This window comes from Salinibacter pepae, assembly GCF_947077775.1.
In the GTDB taxonomy this organism is placed as follows: domain Bacteria; phylum Bacteroidota; class Rhodothermia; order Rhodothermales; family Salinibacteraceae; genus Salinibacter; species Salinibacter pepae.
Genome location: NZ_CAMTTE010000001.1, coordinates 1,061,998 through 1,079,741, shown reverse-complemented (window position 1 = coordinate 1,079,741; position 17,744 = coordinate 1,061,998). Strand labels below are relative to the sequence as shown.

Here is a 17,744-nt window from a genome sequence, read left to right as displayed (position 1 = left end):
CGGCACGCTACGACGAAGGCGATGCGTCGCGGAGGGCGGCCCCGACCGCCTCCAGGAATCGGTCGACGCGGCGCCGGTTGACGCCGAGGTCGCTGTGCCCCACCCGGCTCGCGCTGCGGACGTACAGGGCGCTGCCGCCCCCGTCCCGGGCCCGGACGGCCACGTCCACGTCGTCCTTAAACACAAGGGCCACCCGGTACACCGCCTCCAGCCGATGTGGGGACGATGCATCCCCACGAGCCTCGGGGCGACGGAGCGTGACGGGGCCCAGCGATTCGAGGGCCCGCTCGGCGGCCGCGTACAGCGTGTCCGGCGGGGCCTCGTATCCGCGCGCCACACGCTCGCAGTTGGGCGTGTCGGGGCAGGGGGAGAGGGGGGTGTCGGGCAGCGACTGGGCCTCGGCCACGATCGGAAGCGTCAGGGCGAGCAGGGCAGCGCCGAGTCTAAACGGGGGCACAGGGGAAGGGCTACTGCGGCGCAGAAGACGTGGGGGGCGTCTCTTGGGACGACCGGCTTGCCTTCTGCTTCAGGCCCTGCGCGTCGTTGTACTTCGACGGGCATTTCACGAGGATGTGGTTGGCCACGAACGTGCCGTCCTGGGTCCGCCCCTCCACGACCACCTGCTCGGCCTCCTCAAAGTTGGCCGGCTTCGGGTTGTTGTACCGCACCTTCCGCACCGCCCCGTCCTCGTCGCGCATGTAGAAGGTGAAGACGTTCTGCATGCGGTCGTAGCTCGTGGGACGGCCCTCCGCCCACGTGCCGACCACGTGGGCCGTGGCCCCGGTGCGGGCGGCCTGCTCAAAATTCATGTACCCGCCCACCTGGCTGCCAAAGTTGACGAACAGGAGGGCGCCGAAGCCAATCATGCCGGCCAGGCCGAGAACGGTCTTCCACTTCATGGGGACACAGGGAGTGAGGGGGCAAAGCTACTCATCCTCTGAAATGGACCGGTCGACGCGCCGTTCCAGGCGCTCAATCCGCCGGTCGGTCCGGAAGAGGAGCGCCACCACCCCGATCCAGATCAGCAGGACGACGGCGAGCACGACGTAAATCTTGCCGTCCTGGCCCATGATGCGGTCCAGCCCATCCGGGGCGGCGGCGTCGGGCTGTTCCGTCCACGTGCTGTCGTAGGCCGCCGTCGTGTCCGGGCGCTCTTGCTCCGGCCGGAGGGCGGGCGGATCCGAGGGCCGGAGGGGACGAATCGTCATGACGCAGCGGAGACGGCGGGGAGGATCGAAGAGCAGAGCCGGACTGCGGCCGCGGGCGTCAGCGGCCGGCGCCCTCATCGTCGTGGGCCGCCCCCAGGGCCCGTTGCCGCAGGACCTCCTGGAGCCAGGCCAGGCGCACCCGCTGCGTGTACAGGAGCCAGCAGAGCCCCAGAAAGGCGAGGACGGAGGGGTAGAAGACCCAGCGCATGGCCGGGGCAAGGTCCGTCTGGCTGAAGGCCGGGCTGCCCTCCCCGCCGGGGTGGAGGCTCGGCATCTGGCGGGGCAGGATGTAGAGCAGGAAGGGCATCGTCACGACCGCGAACAGGTTGTAGACCGCCGCGATGCGCCCTCGCGCCCGCGGGGCGTCGATGGCGTCGCGCAGGACGAAGTACCCGGCGTAAATGAGCAGGAGGACCGCCGCCATCGACTGCTTCGGGTCAAAATTCCACCAGACCCCGGTGCCTTCGTACCAGGTGAAGCGGGCCCACACCATGCCCGTCACGATCCCGAGCCCGCCGAAAATGAGGCCGAGCCGGGCCGCCTCCCGGGCGCGGAGGTCGCGAAGGCGGTCGCCGTGTCGAAGGTACTGGGCCGAGTGGTACGCCGAGACGATCGTGGCCGCCATGAGCGCAAACCACATCGGCACGTGGAAATACAGGTTGCGCGCCGACTGTTCGAGGATGTCCAGCTGCGGTATCTCGCCCAGGAAGCCGGCGGCGAGGATGCCGGTCAGCGTCACCACCACGACGCCTCGCACGGCGCGGTACAGGCGACGGCCAACCAGGGGGGCGGTCTGCACTTGGGAAGGCATGGCGTAGGAGAAGAGCCTAAGGGGCGACGCTGGTTCGTAATACGCCGCTCAAAGTGGGGGCTTCCGGGGGCGCCTTTGAATTCGCTCAACGTTCAAAGCGGCGGGTCACTCGGCCCACACGTAGTCGAACAGCACCACGGCCGCGGAGATTGTGGCCCCGGCAAAGCCCACGAGCGTGAGGAGCTCGTCCTGCGCCGATGCCCACTGCTGGCCGAGCAGGGCCTTGCGCGTGGCCCCCACCCCCGAGACCAGCACCGGCACCAGCACCGGCAGCAGGAGCACCGGCAAGAGCGGGCCGCCGCGGGAGGCGCGGGCCACGAGGGCCGACAGCAGCGTCGTGGCGCCGGTCAGGCCGAGGGCGCCGAGCGCAAGCGTGCCCGCGAGCAGGCTCGGCGTCCCGACGGAGACGCCGAGCAGCAGCAGGAAGACGCCGGTGGCGACGAGGGTCAGAAGCGCCACCAGGCCGAAGTTGAACAGCAGCTTGCCGGCGAACACCATGCTGGCCCGCGTGTGGAGGCGAAGCAGGAGCGCGGTGCCGCCCTCGTACTCCGCCACGAACGACCGCCCGAGCCCGATGGAGGCCGCGAAGAGGAGGACGATCCACAGGAGCGCGGCCCGCACCCGGGCGCTCAGGGGCTGCGGCCCCACGGCGAACGCCACGAGGAGGAGCGCCGCAAGGGCGAACAGGAGGAGCGTGTTCGCCGCGTACCGGCTGCGCAGCTCGGTGCGCAGGTCCTTCCGAAACACCGACCAGGCACCGGCGAGCCAGTCCATCAGGGGGGGAAGACGACGAGAAACGGAACGCGACCGTGTCCCCTCGTTTCGAAGGGGACAACTAAAATAGCGATGCGGGCACGGAAAATCGACTGCCGCCCCGCTTCCCTCCGTCTCCTGTTCGGCCCTGTTCACGGATTGCGCTGCCCGTCTCATGCCCACCACGCCTCCCCCTTCCGATTCCATCGCCGGGGCGCTTCTCGGCACCGCCGTCGGCGACGCGCTGGGCATGCCCGTCGAGGGCCTCAGCCACGCCAACGTGCGCACCTACTACAAGGGCATCAAGGAGTACCGGGACGACGACCAGCGGGGGGACCTGGGCGCCGGGCAGTGGACGGACGACACGCAGATGACGTTCGCGCTCGTCCGGGCGCTCACGGCGCACCCGGAGTCGCCGGATGCGTGGCCGGGGGCCGTCGCGGACGAGTACGTTGCCCTTCGGGCCCAGGCCCGGCGCTGGGGCGAGACCACCACCACCGCCGTCGATCGCTTGGCGAAGGGGAGCATGCCCGCCGAGTCCGGCGTGCCCGGCCGGCCGACCGACGGCGCCGCCATGCGGGCGGCCCCGCTCGGCGCGTGGTGGGCCGCCCGGGACCTCGGCCGCGAGGCGGCCTTCGAGGCCATTCGTCCGGTGCTGGCCGTCACCCACCGCCACCCCGCGGCCCTGGCGGCCGGGTGGGGGCAGGCGGTGGCCGTCCACGCGCTGCTGGGCCGGACGCCTGATGCGTTCGACCGCGCGCCCTTCTGGGAGCGGCTGGTCGACGCGACGGCGTGGGCGGAGGGGCGGCTCGGCGGCGACGACCGCGTGTCGGGCCGCCTGGAGGCCCTCGCGGACCAGCTCGACGCCTTCCCGCTCAACCTCGGGGACGCGTGCGACGGGGTGGGCGTACGGGCCGACGAGGCCTGGCCGTTCGCGTGTGCGATGGTCGCGCGCCGCGCCCACCTCCTCGAAAACACACTGCTCTCCGGCATCAACGTGGGGGGCGACGCCGACACCACCGGGGCGATGATGGGGGCCATGCTGGGCGCGCTGCACGGGTGGGACGCCTTCCCGGACGAGTGGCGAGACGGCCTTGAGGCGGCCGATCGCCTCGCCGACGAGGCGCGCGCATTCGCCGCTGCGCTGTGACACCAATCGCGAGGTGTCGGTTCACCTTTCGGCCCTCCTCCGTCCACGCAGGGACGGATTGCCGCGCGTCCCCAAGATGAGAGCACAGCCAATGGTTCAGTTTCTATTGCCGGATGTGCCAATCGCCCAGAACCGGCACAACGGTCCTGCGCAGAGGGGATAAGAAAAGAGACAGTTTACGGGGCGGTGGGCCGATCCCTCCGTTGCCGAGTCAGGAGGCTTTCGCCCGGTCGGCCGCCGTCACGAGGTCGGGGTCTTTCTCGACGAACGTGGGCTCCGCGTCGGTCGGCGGGGCGAACTCGCCGATGAAGTCGATCTCCGTCTCCAGGCGGTAGCCGGTCTCCCGCTCCACCGTGTCGCGCGCCAGCTCGATCAGGGCACACACGTCCGCAGCCCGGGCGTCGTCGACGTTCACGAAAATGTTGGCGTGGCGGTGCGTGATCATCGCCCCCCCGATCCGCGCGCCCTTCAGGCCGCACTCGTCGATGAGGCGCCCGGCGCCGACCCCCTCAATCTTCTTGAAGATCGACCCCACGCTCGGCTCGGTGTCCAGGGGCGGGTGCCGCTCGGCGCGCCACTGCAGGTTCGCGTCCATGATCTCGCGCATCCGCTCCGGATCGCCCGGCTCGAGCTGGGAGGTGGTCGCCAGCACCACGTCGTCCCGGTCGTGGAGAATCGAGTAGTCGTACCCGAAGTCGAAATAGTCGGCGCCCACCGTTTTGCGCTCCCCCTCTTCGGTGAGAATGTCGGCGGAGTGGACGACCTCGTCCCAGAACACGGTCCGGGCCCGGTCGGGGGGCGGCGAGAGGAAGTGCAGGTTCTGCCAGAGCGCCCCGCCCACGGTCGACGGAATGCCCACGTAGTGCTCCAGCCCCGAGAGGCCGGCCGAGACGGCGCGTTCGATGAGGTCGGGGTACACGACGGCCCCGCTCTCGGCCCAGAGGCGATTCGTGTCGGGGTCCACCCGGAGGGCACGGGCCCGGTTGTGAATGACGAGGCCGCGCACCCCGCGGTCGCCGACGATGACGTTGGCCCCGGTGCCGAGCAGAAAGTAGGGGACATCGTGCGTCCGGGCCGCCCGCGTGACCGCGGCCAGCTCGTCGGCCGAGCGCACGTCGGCGTACCAGTCGGCCGTCCCCCCGAGCTGGAAGGTGGTAAACGGGGCCAGGGGGACGTCCCGGCGCAGCCGGTCGGGGCCGAGCGTCGCACGGAGCGCGCGTGCCGGCGGGGAAGAAGGGGTCACGAGGGAATGAGGGGCGAAGACGAAAGAATATAGCTCTCTGGAATCCAGTCCACGATACGTGGAAGCACGTCAATAAATCCACCCGCGGGACCTGGTATCCAAGAAATTTCCCAAACGTCCGTCCAAAAACGGCCGGTCATCTCCCCAACAGCCCCCGCCGCGTCAGGCCGACCGGACGGGGCTGAAGTTCAATGCCGTGCGCAAACAAGACTCCCATCCGCGGGGTGCGCTTCTGTAAGTTCGAGCACCTCGCCACGGCCCGAGGACTGGCAGCACCGGGCGCCTCGGGGCCCGGACGGGGGGCGCTCCGGTCGTCCTGTTCGGGGCCGTGCACGGAGAAAAAAGAGCACACGGCCCACGAAGCAGGCAGTTAAGGGTTCGTTAACAGAAGCTTGTGAACAAAGATCTTGTTTAGAATAGACGCAAATAAAGTTGCCAATCGGTCTGAAAAAGAAAGGCACTGAATCTGTTCTAGCAAAATTCTCAGACAAGAAATTCGCAAAATGAGCGGAAGTAAAAAGAAAAAATAAAGATCAAAAAAACTGCAAGAGATAGAAAGATAAAATGAGTGCAAAAAAATAAAAATTTATGAATGGACGCGGATCTAGCGGGCCGTTCCCGTCGCTACGATGCGCACTTGAATGTCTCTCCGCCTCCCCTTAGAAAGTACGATCCGGTTAAAAAGCGCTGTGCATTCGAAAGAATGAGCAAAAACAGTTGAAAGCATTTTAGGACAAGTTTGAGGCAGTAAATAGAAATTTTGTGCCATGGGTCGGGCTCTCCCCCGTTGGCGCAGGCAGGTGATGCCCCCGCCCGATCCGGACCGGCCGACTGCCGGGGCTGCCGTTCCCAGAGGGCTCGGGGCGCCCCCCGCACCGCCCATGCTCTTCATGCATGGGCACTCGACATGCATGGGCACTTGATCGAAGGGGAGGGGGCGCCTCCGGGCGGCCGGCGGAACGGAACGCATCGAGACTTCCAAATCGAGACACCTAACGCTCCAAATACCAAAGCCAGACCGAAACTATGAACCGATGGACACAAGGCGTCATACTCGGCATTGCACTCCTCGTGCTTCCGGGGCTTGCCTGGGCACAGCAGGGAACGATTACGGGAACGGTGACGGAGGCCGAGACGGGTGACATCCTTCCCGGCGCGACCGTTCAGATCGTTGGCCTGGGCACCGGGGCCGCCACCGACGCCCAGGGCAAGTACGAAATCGCGAACGTGCCCGCGGGGGAGCAGACCGTTCGGGTCTCGTTCGTCGGGTACCAGGCGTCGGAGAACACCGTGACGGTCCCGGAGGGGGGGACCGTCCGCGTGAACGTTCAACTCAAGACCGCTCAGGCCCAGCTCGAAGAGGTCGTGGTGACGGGCTTTGGCAGGGAGCAGACCCGGGGTGAAACGAACGTATCGGTGTCGCAGATCGACGCCGGGGAGCTCACCGAGACCACGGAGTACGAAAACGTAAGCGATCTGCTACAGGGCCGCACCTCCGGGGTGACCGTGTCCCGGTCGTCCGGCAATGTCGGGGCGGGCCTCCGGTTCGACGTGCGGGGCGGCGTGAGCCTCAACAGCGACGGGCAGCCGCTCATCTTCGTAGACGGCACGCGCATCGCGCAGGACCCGGCGCCGGGGTTTGACGTCGGGGGGCAGGGCACGGGGTCCCCGCTTGCCGACCTCGACCCGAGCAACATCGAGTCGATCAACGTGCTGAAGGGGCCGGCGGCGACGTCCCTGTACGGAACGGACGGGACCGACGGGGTGGTGCTCATCGAGACGAAAAGTGGAGAGCAGGGCCAGGACCTCCAGGTCGAATACCAGGGGACCCTGGGCGTCGCCACGAAGCAAAGCGGCTACAACGACGACATCTACCCCACGGCCGATCGGCTCAACGACATCCACCGGCAGGGCAACATCCAGGGGCACCGGATCGCCGTGTCCGGGTCGGGGGACATTACCACCTACAACCTCGCGTACTCCTACCGCGACACGGAGAGCATCTTCCCGACCGGAGAGGGCCAGCGCAACAACGTGAACGCCAGCATTGAGGCGCGCCCGACCGAGTCGCTCACGATCAGCAGCCGCTCCACCCTCGCGTTCAACTACTACGACCGGCCCGTGGCGGACAACAGCATCTTCGGGGTGCTGGGGGCGCTTGCCTTGGATGCGCCGTTCGGGGACTTTACAGAGCGAGACAGTTCGGCCTACTTCGCCATCGAGGATCGGCAGCGGGTTCGGAAGTTCCAGCAGTCCATCGAGCTGTCGTACCGTCCGGAGGCCATTCCGGGACTGAGCCTTCGGGCGCAAGGGGGCGCCGACATCAGCGCGCGCCGCAACGATCAGACGCGGCCCAGCCAGTACGAGGACGTATACAACTCCGTCGGCGGGGAGCGCAATGCGCTCGACTCGGACCGGCGCCGCTTCAACGCCGACCTGACGGCGACGTACGAGTACGACATCACCCCCGACCTGAGCGCCACGACCACCGCCGGCACGCAGCTCTTCACAGAGTCGGACCGGCAGATAAACGCCACGGCCTCCCGGATCGGGACGGACCTGATTACCGACATCGATGCCGGCACGCAGCTCGACTTCATCGGGGAGAGCCTGTCGAACGAGCGAAGCGCGGGCATCATCGGCCGGCAGCAGTTTGAGTTTCTGGATCGATACTCCGCAGAGTTCTCGGTTCGGCGCGACTGGTCCACCCGGCTCGTTGCGGGGGAGACCGATTCGTTCAAGGAGTGGTACCCCGCCGCTCGGGCGTCCGCGCAGATCGGGGACTTTGAGGTCATTCCGGACGCCGTCAGCCGCCTCAACGTGCGGGCCTCCTGGGGGCAGTCCGGGTCCCTCCCCGACCTGGTGGACGGGGAGTTCCTCCGGCTGCAAGGGCAGGCCAGTGGGTTTGGCTCCGGCGCGGTCATCGGAAACGTCGGGGATCCCGACCTGGGCCTGGAGCGGGTGAACGAGGTCGAGGGCGGATTCGACGTGGGCATCAACAACCGATACTCCCTCTCCGTCACCTACTACCGCCAGAACACGGACAACTCGATCGTGAACTTCGACCCGGCCCTGTCGACCGGGTTTGGCAACCAGAACGCACCGCGGAACGTCGGTGAGATTTTCGCGCAGGGGATTGAAACGAGCCTCGACGTGACGGCGCTGCGCACCGAGCAGCACACCCTGAGCGTCAACGCCAACTACAGCTACCGCGAGCGAGAAGTGAAGGAGCTCGGCGGGCAGTCGATCTTCGGCGGGTTCCAGCGGAACGTAATCCGCGAGGGGCTGGCCCCGTTCACCTTCTTTGGCCGTCGCGTCGAAGGGGCTCGCTTCGACGACAATGGCACGTACCTTGGCCCGGAGGTGACCGACGAGCGGGTCGAACTCGGCAACCCGGTGCCGGATCACTTCGGTGGATTTGGCGTCTCGGCGACCCTGTTCGAGGACCTTCGGATAAACGCCCAGGCGGAATACCAGCTTGGCCACCAGACCTACTCGAACACGGCCCGCTTCCTCGCCCTGCGCGGGGGTCACGAGCAGCGCCGAGAGCTCCAGTCGGAGCTCGACAACTTGAAGGCGGGCACCGACCGGTACCGAGCGGTCGCCAATGAGCTGGCCCGAACCGACCCCAACGTCGGGGAGATCGATAACTTCCTCCAGGACGCGGACTTTCTCAAGCTCCGTACGGTGGGGGTGCGGTACGACGCCTCGAGCCTGATCGGTTCGGTCGCCGGCGTCGATCAGCTGCGCACGTTCACGGTCGGCTTCTCCGCGTCAAACCTCTTCACGATCACGAGCTACGACCAGGGCCCCGATCCGGAGGTCAACTCCGAGGGGTCGAGGGGCCTCATTCGCGGGCAGGAGTTCCTGACCCTGCAGAACCCGCGGGAGTACACCTTCACGCTGGAGGTCGGAATCTAACGCCATCCGGGGATGCTCCGTGTCCCCCTCCCTCGACCTGCCTCGATGATTTTCATCCACAGCCAGAACCCACTCATGAGCAGCTACGCGACCCTTCTGAAGAGACCCCTTGCACTCGGCATCCTCCTGGTCCTCGCCGGGACGCTTGCGGCCTGCGACTCGTTCGTCTCAAACGTGGACCAGCCGAAAGACGCCGCGGGGGATGAGCAGTTCAACGACCCGGCGGAGGCCGAGTACCTGATCACGGGCATTCGGGCACAGTGGGCCGACTCGCACTCCGGGGTGACGGACCTGGCCGACGGCCTGTCCGACGAGTTTCGGTTCGGAATCAACAGCAATGCGACGTTCCCGACGTTCGAGCAGATCGACGCCGGAATCATTCGAGACGACAACAACAGCGTCACCAACGCCCTGGCGGACCTTCAGGAGTACCGCTACCTGGCCGACGATCTGCTCCGGCGCCTGGAGGCATCGGAGGAATTTGACCCCGAGGCGCCTTCCGCGTCGGCGTCGGAGGCCGAAATTCGCTTCGCGGCCAACGTCCACGGGGCGAATGCGCGGTACTACCTCGCCACGTACATCGGGCACCCGGACGACCCCCGACGGGGCGGGGCGACCATTGACACCTCCGCGTTCATCCCCTCGCCGGAGCTGTACCGGCGCGCGGAGGACAAGTACGCGAGCGCGCTGACCCAGGCCGAAGCGATGGGCGACGAATTGCTTCAGCGACGGGTGCAGTCGGTGCGGGCCCGGAACGCCCTCTACGCCGGCACGCACGACTTCGAGGCCGCCGGCGGGCTTCAGGGGACGGAGGCCCTCCAGGCCGCCGCCGAGTACGCCCGAGAAGGCCTTCAGGAGGGAGAGTCGTGGGACGTGGCCTACGACCTGAACACCGTGAACGACTACCACAACCAGGCGGGCGCGGGGCGCCTCCAGCTGGCCGTACAGGACGGGAACAAGGCCCAGCTCACTGAGGGTCCCTCTGACAGCTACCGCGTGGCCGACGAGAGCACCGGTGAACTGGTCGCCCGAAGCCACGTCGAGACGGTCGCGAACACCCCGCAGGAGCTGAACCGAATCCCGCTTACGATCATTGGCTCGCGGGGAGCCACCCGTGGCGGGTTCGGGGCGCTTCCGCCGAACCTGACGGGCATCTCGATTGACAGGGACGAGTTCTCCACGGTGGTTGACGCCTGGCAGGCAAACGGGGAGGCGGACGCCCTTCCCACCTCCGTAGCCGATTTCGAAGACGGAGACACAATCATCGAGTGGGGGCAGGGCAAGTGGGAGGAGCGCACCGACATGCCGTTCATCAGCTGGCAGGAGCTCTTCCTCATCCGCGCCGAACTTGAGGTGCGGGGCTACGATGCCGGAAGCGAGACGGCGGTGGAACTCGTAAACGCCGTTCGGGAAAGCTACGGCCTCAGCGGCCTGAGTAGCGTTGACCTGGAGCGAATCGCCGTGGAGCGGGACCGCACGCTCTTCGCGACGGGCAGTCGCCTCCCCGACCAGCGGCGCATGAAGGCCGTCGAGTGGCACCTGAAGGACCAGGTAGACGGGCGAAAAACCGCCCAGTGGCTCCCACTCACGCAGGACGAGACGGGGCCCAATCCCAATCTCTAGCCGCCCGTTCGGTCGCTGAAGTATTGAACATATGAGACCGAGTCCACAGCAGGGTTGCCTCCCTCGTCGGGGGGCGGCCCTGCTTTTTTTATTGTTGGTTTGTTGCTGGATTGTGGGCGGGGCGTCCGAGGCCGGCCCGTGGCTCCGCCGACCGGAAGGACCGTGTCGGGAGCATGTACAAGTCGGCAGGGCCCCAACAGAAGACGCCGATGCCCGACGCGTGCTTTTCGTGTGATACACCCGGCTGTACGATGCAGGCGCCTTCCGATTCGGACGAGTCGTTCTTTGAGCGGGTCTGGGCTGTCGTCGCGCAGATCCCGGCGGGCCGCGTCACCACCTACGGCGACATCGCGGCGCACCTCGGGCGCCGCGGGGCGGCCCGGATCGTGGGCTGGGCGCTGAAGGACGCGGTGGGGGGCGACCTGCCGTGCCACCGCGTGGTGAACCGCAACGGGGTGCTGACGGGCCGGCGCCACTTCGAGACGCCTCATGTCATGGCGGAGCGCCTCCGCAGCGAAGGGGTCACGTTCGTGGCCGAGGACCAGGTGGACCTCGACGCGCACCGCTGGCGGCCTGGGGAAGAGTAGGTGGACTGGGGCATGGAGGGCTCCTCTATATTTTTTGGGGCGGAGCACGAGAAGGTCGAGATGAGAACGGGCGCCCCTACTGTGAAGCCGGCGGGCTGGGGGCTATTATGTCCCTTAAATCAAGAAATGGTTAATTAAGGTGCCTTCTTCACCGGGTCGGAGCGGGGGCTTGGCGGCGGAGGGCGGGTGTGAGGCGGGGATTTGGCGGGGAACGCCCCGCAACGAGCGTGCCGGGGCGTCCTCGGGGCGGCGGCCCGTCTCTTGACATTGTCTCCACGGCGATTAACATTGCATTATCGCTAGACGAGAACCGCTGGAAGTTCTGTTTGAAGCAATGTTAAGGGGTGCGCGAAGGGACAGCACAACCACACAGGCGTCCCTCTGGCACCCTTCGACGCGTTCCGTTGAGCGGCCACCTGGAGTTCGGTAGGGTGAGACGCCCTGCGCCCCAGTTTTCTTGCTTGAGACCCTCAGATAGATTATTCACAGACAGCCCAAACCGATGAAGCGACTGATACCAAGCGTTGTTTTTGGCCTTGCCCTTCTGCTCCTCCCGGGGCTGGCGTGGGCCCAGCAGGGAACCGTGACCGGCACGGTGACGGAGGCGGAGACCGGCGAGCCACTCCCCGGAGCAACTGTCCAGATTGCGGACGAAAACACTGGGGCAGCCTCCGACGCGGAGGGGCAGTACCGAATCACTGGCGTTTCTGCTGGTGAACGAACTCTTCGAGTATCGTTCGTTGGGTACCAAGCGCAAGAGCGCACCGTGAATGTACCGGCTGGCGGGACGGTTCGTGTGAATTTCAAGCTCCGAACAAGCCAAGCTCAGTTGGAGGAGGTTGTTGTGTCAAGTTATGCCGTTGAGGAGGATGCTCGTGTCACGGGGGCTTCTGAATCGGTAAGCGGAGAAGATATTGCGACTCAGGATGTCCAGAACGTCTCTGGGGCCCTACAGGGACGAGCATCAGGAATCCGAATTACATCTCAAAGTGGTGCCCCGGGGTCTGCATTCGACGTGCAGGTACGTGGACAGTCGACCATCAGCGGTGGAACACAGCCGTTGTACATTGTCGACGGGGTTCAGGTCGGACCTGAAAACATTTCGAACGAGTCGAACCTGAGCCCACTCGCCGGGCTCACGCCTTCCGATGTTGAATCGATTCAGGTGTTAAAGGACGCGTCTGCCACTGCCATTTATGGAGCACGTGCGGCCAACGGTGTCGTCATCATTGAGACTAGAGACGGGGGAGGGGAAACACGAGTGAATTTTAATGCAGAGGTTGGGTCGGTGAGTCCCTTGAAACAATACAATATCCTCTCGGCCAGTGAGTGGGCGGAGCACGAGTTCCTGAAGGCAGAGAATGCTGGTATCCCCCCCGCGGCGATTGCTAGCGCCTTCAATATTCCTAGCACCAATCCAGAAGAGCTCAGTGGGCCGAACTGGTACGACCAGTCCACCCGCACTGGTGTGACACAGTCGTACCAGCTTTCGGTGAGTGGAGGCGATGAGAAAACAGATTTTCGCATCTCTGGAACCTTTGAGCGGGACAAAGGGCAGGTGATTCAGTCTTTCTTGAATCAGGCAGGAATCCGTGCCAATGTTCAGCACGATATCACGAATGACCTGACGGTCTCAAGCAAGCTGAACGCCGTGCAGAACAAGTCGCGTGGGACAATTGGGGGCGGAGCTTTCATCAACAGCCCTTTTTGGGCATCGTACCTGATCCGTCCACACCTGAAGGTTCGAGAAGAAGATGGTAGCTATAACCTCCCCTTGGAAGGTGGGGGATCTTTCAATAGAAATATCGTTGCCCAGGAGGATTTCAACACTCAGTCCACGGACGGCGTTCAAATCCTGGGGGACGTGTCGGCAACATGGGAAATTACCGACTGGTTGAGCACGCGAACCTTGTTTGGTTTAAACTTCAATGACCTCTCGGAGAAGGACCGCCGTGACCCCCGACTGCCCAATAATGCTGCCTTCGGGGGAAGTGGCTTTGCCAGCGATACGAGAGAGTTGGATCAGAACTTCAGCCAAACGCTGAACTACAACCTCTCTCCTGGTGAGAAGCACGATGTCACTGGGCTGTTCGGGGCTGAATACCGGCGCCAAAAGACACAATTTGTTGGTGCTGACGGAGAAGGATTCCCGCTATTCGTCTTCCAGAATTTGGACAACGCTGCCTCGCCCACTGGTGTGAACGAGTTTGAGACGGAGTCGCGCTTCCTGGGCTTTTTCGGAGATGCGGAGTACACGTATGACGACCGCTACACTGGGAGCCTAACGCTTCGATACGATGGCTCCTCGCGTTTCGGGGAAGACACTCGGTATGGGCTCTTCGGTTCAGTCGGTGGAGCCTGGTCGATCTCCGAAGAGGCATTCATGGAGGAGGTCAGCTTCGTCGAAGCTCTGGAATTGCGCGGTAGCTACGGCGTGCTGGGGAATAGCGACTTTCAAGATGCCTTCGGTAACTTCGCCGCCCGTCGTCTCTATGGAGGAGGCGGAGAGTATGGAGGAACTGCCGGAATCCAGCCTACATCGCTGGGCCAGTCAGGACTTACCTGGGAGGAGTCCACCCAAATCAACATAGGTCTTGATTACTCGGTCTTTGGTGGGCGTCTCTCGGGATCACTCAATGTCTTCCGCAACGACACCGATGAGCTGCTGCTTGGGCGTGACCTCCCGGCCGATAGTGGCTTCGACACGGTTGTCGACAACGTCGGAGAAATCCGCACTGAAGGTTTTGAGATTGCCTTTAATACTATCAACATCGACCGGGGAGATTTCCGCTGGGATACTGAATTCAACATCACCTTTCAGCGGAGTGAAGTTCTCTCCCTCTTTGACGGACGCGAGGAGCTCCGAAATGGACAGCAGCCTGGTGGAGAACTCTATCGTGTGGGTGAACCCCTGGGACAGTATGAACGAGTGCCATGGGCGGGAGTCAACCCGGCCAACGGACGCCCACTCTACGAGGATGAAAATGGGAATCTCACCTACTTCGTTGGGGGTCAATCTGCAGAGGAGACATACGGAAACAACCTTTCTGACTACTATGGTGGGTTCGGTAACACATTCTCCTACGGTGGTCTGACGTTGGATGTCTTCTTTCAGTTCGATTACGGTCGGAATACATTCAACAACGACCGGTACTTCATCGACGGAAACTTCAACTTTAATCACACCGAGAGCGTGACGCAAGGCTTCTGGCAGGAGCCCGGGGATGTCAGTGAACGTCCGCAACCATGGTTCGGAAATCGACCCGGGGGGACAGGCTACAACTCAGGGTTCTTCAACTCCTCGGTGTATGTGGAAAACGCCTCCTACATTCGTCTGAAGCAGGTACGTCTCAGCTACTCGCTTCCCTCCTCCCTTCTCAGGAGTGTAGGACTCCAGGGAGCTACCATTTACGTGAATGGGAGCAACCTAGCGACCTTCACGAACTACACTGGTTTAGATCCGGAGATTGTGGGTACGGCTATCGCTCAGTATCCAAACAACGAGCGCATCACAGGCGGTATCAACGTGACACTATAGATATCTGCTGAGCAGGAACCTCCCAGGCCTCCTTCCCGCCATGACTTCCTTCCTTGTCGGAGAAAGGTGGGAAGGAGACTCCCTGATCTTCCATGTACATCTTCGCATGCCTTCTACTGACTTTCTCTCAATTCCTATGAGGATAACGCAACTGTCACTTCGAACCGTACTGGTAGGGCTAATTGGCCTTGCCCTGAGTTTTGTTCTCGCATCCTGCGACAACCTGCTAGATGTGAGTCCTCAACAGGAAGTCGAGCCGAGCCAGGCCTTTCAGTCGGAAGGGGGGTTTGAGTCGACCCTGAGTTCAGTCTACGACGATCTCCAAGATCCCGGCTACTATGCACAATTTTATATGTTGTATCCGGAGGCACTGGCCGACAACGCGATTAACCTTTCGGGTGTGGCTCGCTACGACGGTCCTCCTCGAAACGCTGCACGAGAGCACCTGAACCGATGGGGAGCCCATTACGAAAGCATAAACAAAGCCAACGTACTCCTTTCTGAAATTGGGAGCTTTGAGGCTGACACCACATTCAAGCGTGAGATACGCGGAGAAGCATCGTTCCTACGAGCTCTCAATTACTTCGACCTCGTACGGACGAAGGCCTACGAACCCGGCGTGACAGTGGGCGGCTTCACACAAGGGGTCATCCTGCGCGAAACTCCCACACAGTCGTCAGAGCAAGCAACCCAGCTCAAGTCTCGTGCATCAGTTAGTGAGGTCTACAACCTAATTGAGTCGGACCTTCGGAATGCCAGAGACCTCCTGTCTGGGGTAGGGAACAGCCGATTCAAAGCCAACGAAGCGGCTGCTCAAGCTCTACTTGCACAGGTGCATCTGTACAGGAAGGACTTTGACGACGCCGCCAGTACGGCTACAGCGGCGCTGGAGTCTGCTGCGGACAATTTGGACGCTGATCTTCTCGAGAAAGAGGAATACGTTGAGGCACACGTCGGGGAAGTGATGTCCAGTGCCATCTTTTCTTTGGACATGAGGCCAGAGTTTGACGGCGACGCGACCAGCGTGAATGAATCGCTCTCGTCGCTGACTCATGATCCGTCGTCCTTCAACTTCCAGCTCCTTCCGACCCAAGACTTGATCAGTGCGCATGAAGACGGAGATGTGCGTCTGGAGCTTTACGAGACCTTGCCGTCGGGGAACACGCGCATCAACAAGTACACCCAGGCCGTTGGGACTTACACCGATAACATTCCTGTCATCCGGGCTGCGGAGTTGCTTTTGATCCGCGCGGAGGCACGGTTTGAGAATGAAAACGAAAGCGGTGCCCTTGAGGATGTGAACACGCTCCGCTCCGCTCGCGGACTGAGTGAGGTTTCGCTCAGTGGTGAAAGTCTCATAGAAGAGATCCTGAGGCAGAAGCGTCTTGAGCTGGCCTTTGAGGGAGAGCGCTTCTTTGACCTCAAGCGGCGAGGCATGGACATTCCAAAGCCGCAGGTCGACATTCCCGATCTTTCGTACGAGGACCGCCGCATCCTCGCGCCAATTCCTTCTACGGAGGTTCAGCTCAATGATAGCCTTAAGCAGAACCCAGGGTACTAATTGAGCTCGGTGACGAACGCGTCATCCCATGAGGAGCGAGCTACGCCACCCTGGTGTATATTCGCCCAGGGTGGCACCTCGTTCTCTTGGTAGAATGACTGCATCCATCCTTCTTTTTGCCCTCGACGGACTATCTCATAAATAAGGTCGCACCCAAAGACATATGAACATCGTTAAACGTTGCCTTACGCTTACCCTGGTTGTGCTTGTCTCTGTGAGCATGATGGGGTGCTTCGACCAAGTTGTTGAGCCCGAGTATGATGGGCCTCCGAAGGTTCAGTTTGATCCAACCAGTGACGCTGTCCTTGATGACGTGGGCGCTGTACCTCTTAACATCCAGCTCATTGCCCCGCAACAGTCCAGTGATAGTCAGTTTCCGGTCACCGTTGTTGACACGGGAGACATTGCGACGACACTGCCATCTGACGAATACGAACTGCTGACTGAAACTGCCACGATCCCTGCCGACAGTAGCTTCGGTACTGTACAGGTCCGCATCGACTCGTCCGGGATTCCACCGGGGGACACGCGGCTCTTGACGCTGGCCCTGGAAGAGAGTTCAAACAGTGACATCGTCCCGGCGACCAACTTCCAGTTTTTTCAGCTTACGGTCGCTGGGCGCTCGGCTGATGTTGGTCCGGACCCAGCCTCCGTTACCTTCGACACTACGGAGGCCGGTTCCACGGCCCGGGACACGTTTGCTGTTGTCAACGAAGGTAGCGCCCCCTCCGACGTCAGTAATCTGGCTGTCTCGGGGGCGGATGCGGGTCGCTTTAGCATCGAAGCACCGGCGGAGGATTCGTTTACGCTTCCGCCCGGCGAAAGCCAGGATGTCGTTGTTGATTTTGCGCCTGAGTCCGCCCTCGCCGCCGATACCGTTGACTACGAGGGATCGGTTGACTTCCAGTTCACGAACAGTGCGGGTGCCACGGAAGCCAGTGCGGAACTGACAGGAACTGGCGTTCCGTCAAGTCCCTGATCTAACCCCAGCACGTTGGGTTGGTCACTGATGCTTTCTAAGCGGCGGTGCTCCGAGTGGGGCACCGCCGCTTTGCTATTTGTGGTTCATTTGGGGGCGAGTCCCGTGCATCCCGTAGGAAATAGACGTACCATACCCTCACCCGCAAGTCGCTTCCGACAGCAAGGTCGCTTTGGCGTAGCAGACTGGCTGCATCGAAGCGGTCCGGTAGGCCGTCTCGCTACCGAAAGAGGAGACGTCCACGCCCCGGCGGGGGCGTCACTTCTTGTCACGAAGCCTCGCCGTTCTTTGGGCTTTCTCAAACGAAATTTGGGCAAGAGCCCCTACGGGCTCGTCTGTGGCCGGCGACCGCACCTATCCCGATCAGCCC

General features: G+C 63.1%; 13 protein-coding genes. 7 read left to right on the top strand and 6 right to left on the bottom strand.

Going from position 1 to position 17,744, the window contains the following annotated elements; all coding sequences use genetic code 11:
• Window positions 1-7 precede the first annotated feature (7 nt).
• The 5 genes from OJA40_RS04540 to OJA40_RS04520 form a co-directional block, all read right to left on the bottom strand.
• Entirely contained in the window at window positions 8-457 is a 450-nt protein-coding gene (locus tag OJA40_RS04540) for a DUF1499 domain-containing protein (RefSeq protein WP_208426121.1), read from the bottom strand.
• 10 nt (window positions 458-467) lie between these two features.
• Window positions 468-899, bottom strand: coding sequence for a cytochrome c maturation protein CcmE domain-containing protein (locus tag OJA40_RS04535; RefSeq protein WP_208426122.1), 432 nt, complete (start codon window positions 897-899; stop codon window positions 468-470).
• 27 nt (window positions 900-926) lie between these two features.
• The gene (locus OJA40_RS04530) at window positions 927-1,208 is read right to left on the bottom strand and encodes a CcmD family protein (protein ID WP_263810029.1); all 282 of its coding nucleotides are present in this window, start codon (window positions 1,206-1,208) and stop codon (window positions 927-929) included.
• Between the two features lie 58 nt (window positions 1,209-1,266).
• Window positions 1,267-2,019 (bottom strand): cytochrome c biogenesis protein, encoded by a 753-nt coding sequence (locus OJA40_RS04525; protein ID WP_263792922.1) that lies wholly within the window; start codon window positions 2,017-2,019, stop codon window positions 1,267-1,269.
• A gap of 105 nt (window positions 2,020-2,124) precedes the next feature.
• Entirely contained in the window at window positions 2,125-2,793 is a 669-nt protein-coding gene (locus OJA40_RS04520; protein WP_263810028.1) for a heme exporter protein CcmB, read from the bottom strand.
• Window positions 2,794-2,947: 154 nt separating this feature from the next.
• Between OJA40_RS04520 and OJA40_RS04515 the strand changes: the two genes are divergently transcribed.
• A complete protein-coding gene (locus OJA40_RS04515) occupies window positions 2,948-3,922 on the top strand; it encodes an ADP-ribosylglycohydrolase family protein (protein WP_263810027.1) in 975 nt (324 codons plus the stop codon).
• A gap of 211 nt (window positions 3,923-4,133) precedes the next feature.
• Here OJA40_RS04515 and murB read toward each other — a convergent pair whose 3' ends face one another.
• Window positions 4,134-5,165, bottom strand: a complete 1,032-nt coding sequence (gene murB / locus OJA40_RS04510; protein ID WP_263810026.1) for a UDP-N-acetylmuramate dehydrogenase — start codon at window positions 5,163-5,165, stop codon at window positions 4,134-4,136.
• A 1,026-nt stretch (window positions 5,166-6,191) separates the two neighbouring features.
• Here murB and OJA40_RS04505 point away from each other — a divergent pair.
• The 6 genes from OJA40_RS04505 to OJA40_RS04480 all read left to right on the top strand — a co-directional run bounded on the left by OJA40_RS04505 (window position 6,192) and on the right by OJA40_RS04480 (window position 17,374).
• Window positions 6,192-9,086 carry a carboxypeptidase-like regulatory domain-containing protein gene (locus OJA40_RS04505; protein WP_263810025.1) on the top strand — a complete coding sequence of 965 codons (2,895 nt, stop codon included), beginning with the start codon at window positions 6,192-6,194 and terminating at the stop codon, window positions 9,084-9,086.
• Window positions 9,087-9,161: 75 nt separating this feature from the next.
• A complete protein-coding gene (locus tag OJA40_RS04500; protein ID WP_208426132.1) occupies window positions 9,162-10,709 on the top strand; it encodes a RagB/SusD family nutrient uptake outer membrane protein in 1,548 nt (515 codons plus the stop codon).
• A 251-nt stretch (window positions 10,710-10,960) separates the two neighbouring features.
• Window positions 10,961-11,296, top strand: coding sequence for an MGMT family protein (locus OJA40_RS04495; protein WP_208426133.1), 336 nt, complete (start codon window positions 10,961-10,963; stop codon window positions 11,294-11,296).
• A gap of 502 nt (window positions 11,297-11,798) precedes the next feature.
• Entirely contained in the window at window positions 11,799-14,834 is a 3,036-nt protein-coding gene (locus tag OJA40_RS04490; RefSeq protein WP_263810024.1) for a SusC/RagA family TonB-linked outer membrane protein, read from the top strand.
• A 40-nt stretch (window positions 14,835-14,874) separates the two neighbouring features.
• Window positions 14,875-16,395 (top strand): RagB/SusD family nutrient uptake outer membrane protein, encoded by a 1,521-nt coding sequence (locus OJA40_RS04485; protein WP_263810023.1) that lies wholly within the window; start codon window positions 14,875-14,877, stop codon window positions 16,393-16,395.
• 163 nt (window positions 16,396-16,558) lie between these two features.
• Window positions 16,559-17,374, top strand: a complete 816-nt coding sequence (locus tag OJA40_RS04480) for a choice-of-anchor D domain-containing protein (protein ID WP_263810022.1) — start codon at window positions 16,559-16,561, stop codon at window positions 17,372-17,374.
• Window positions 17,375-17,744: the final 370 nt, after the last annotated feature.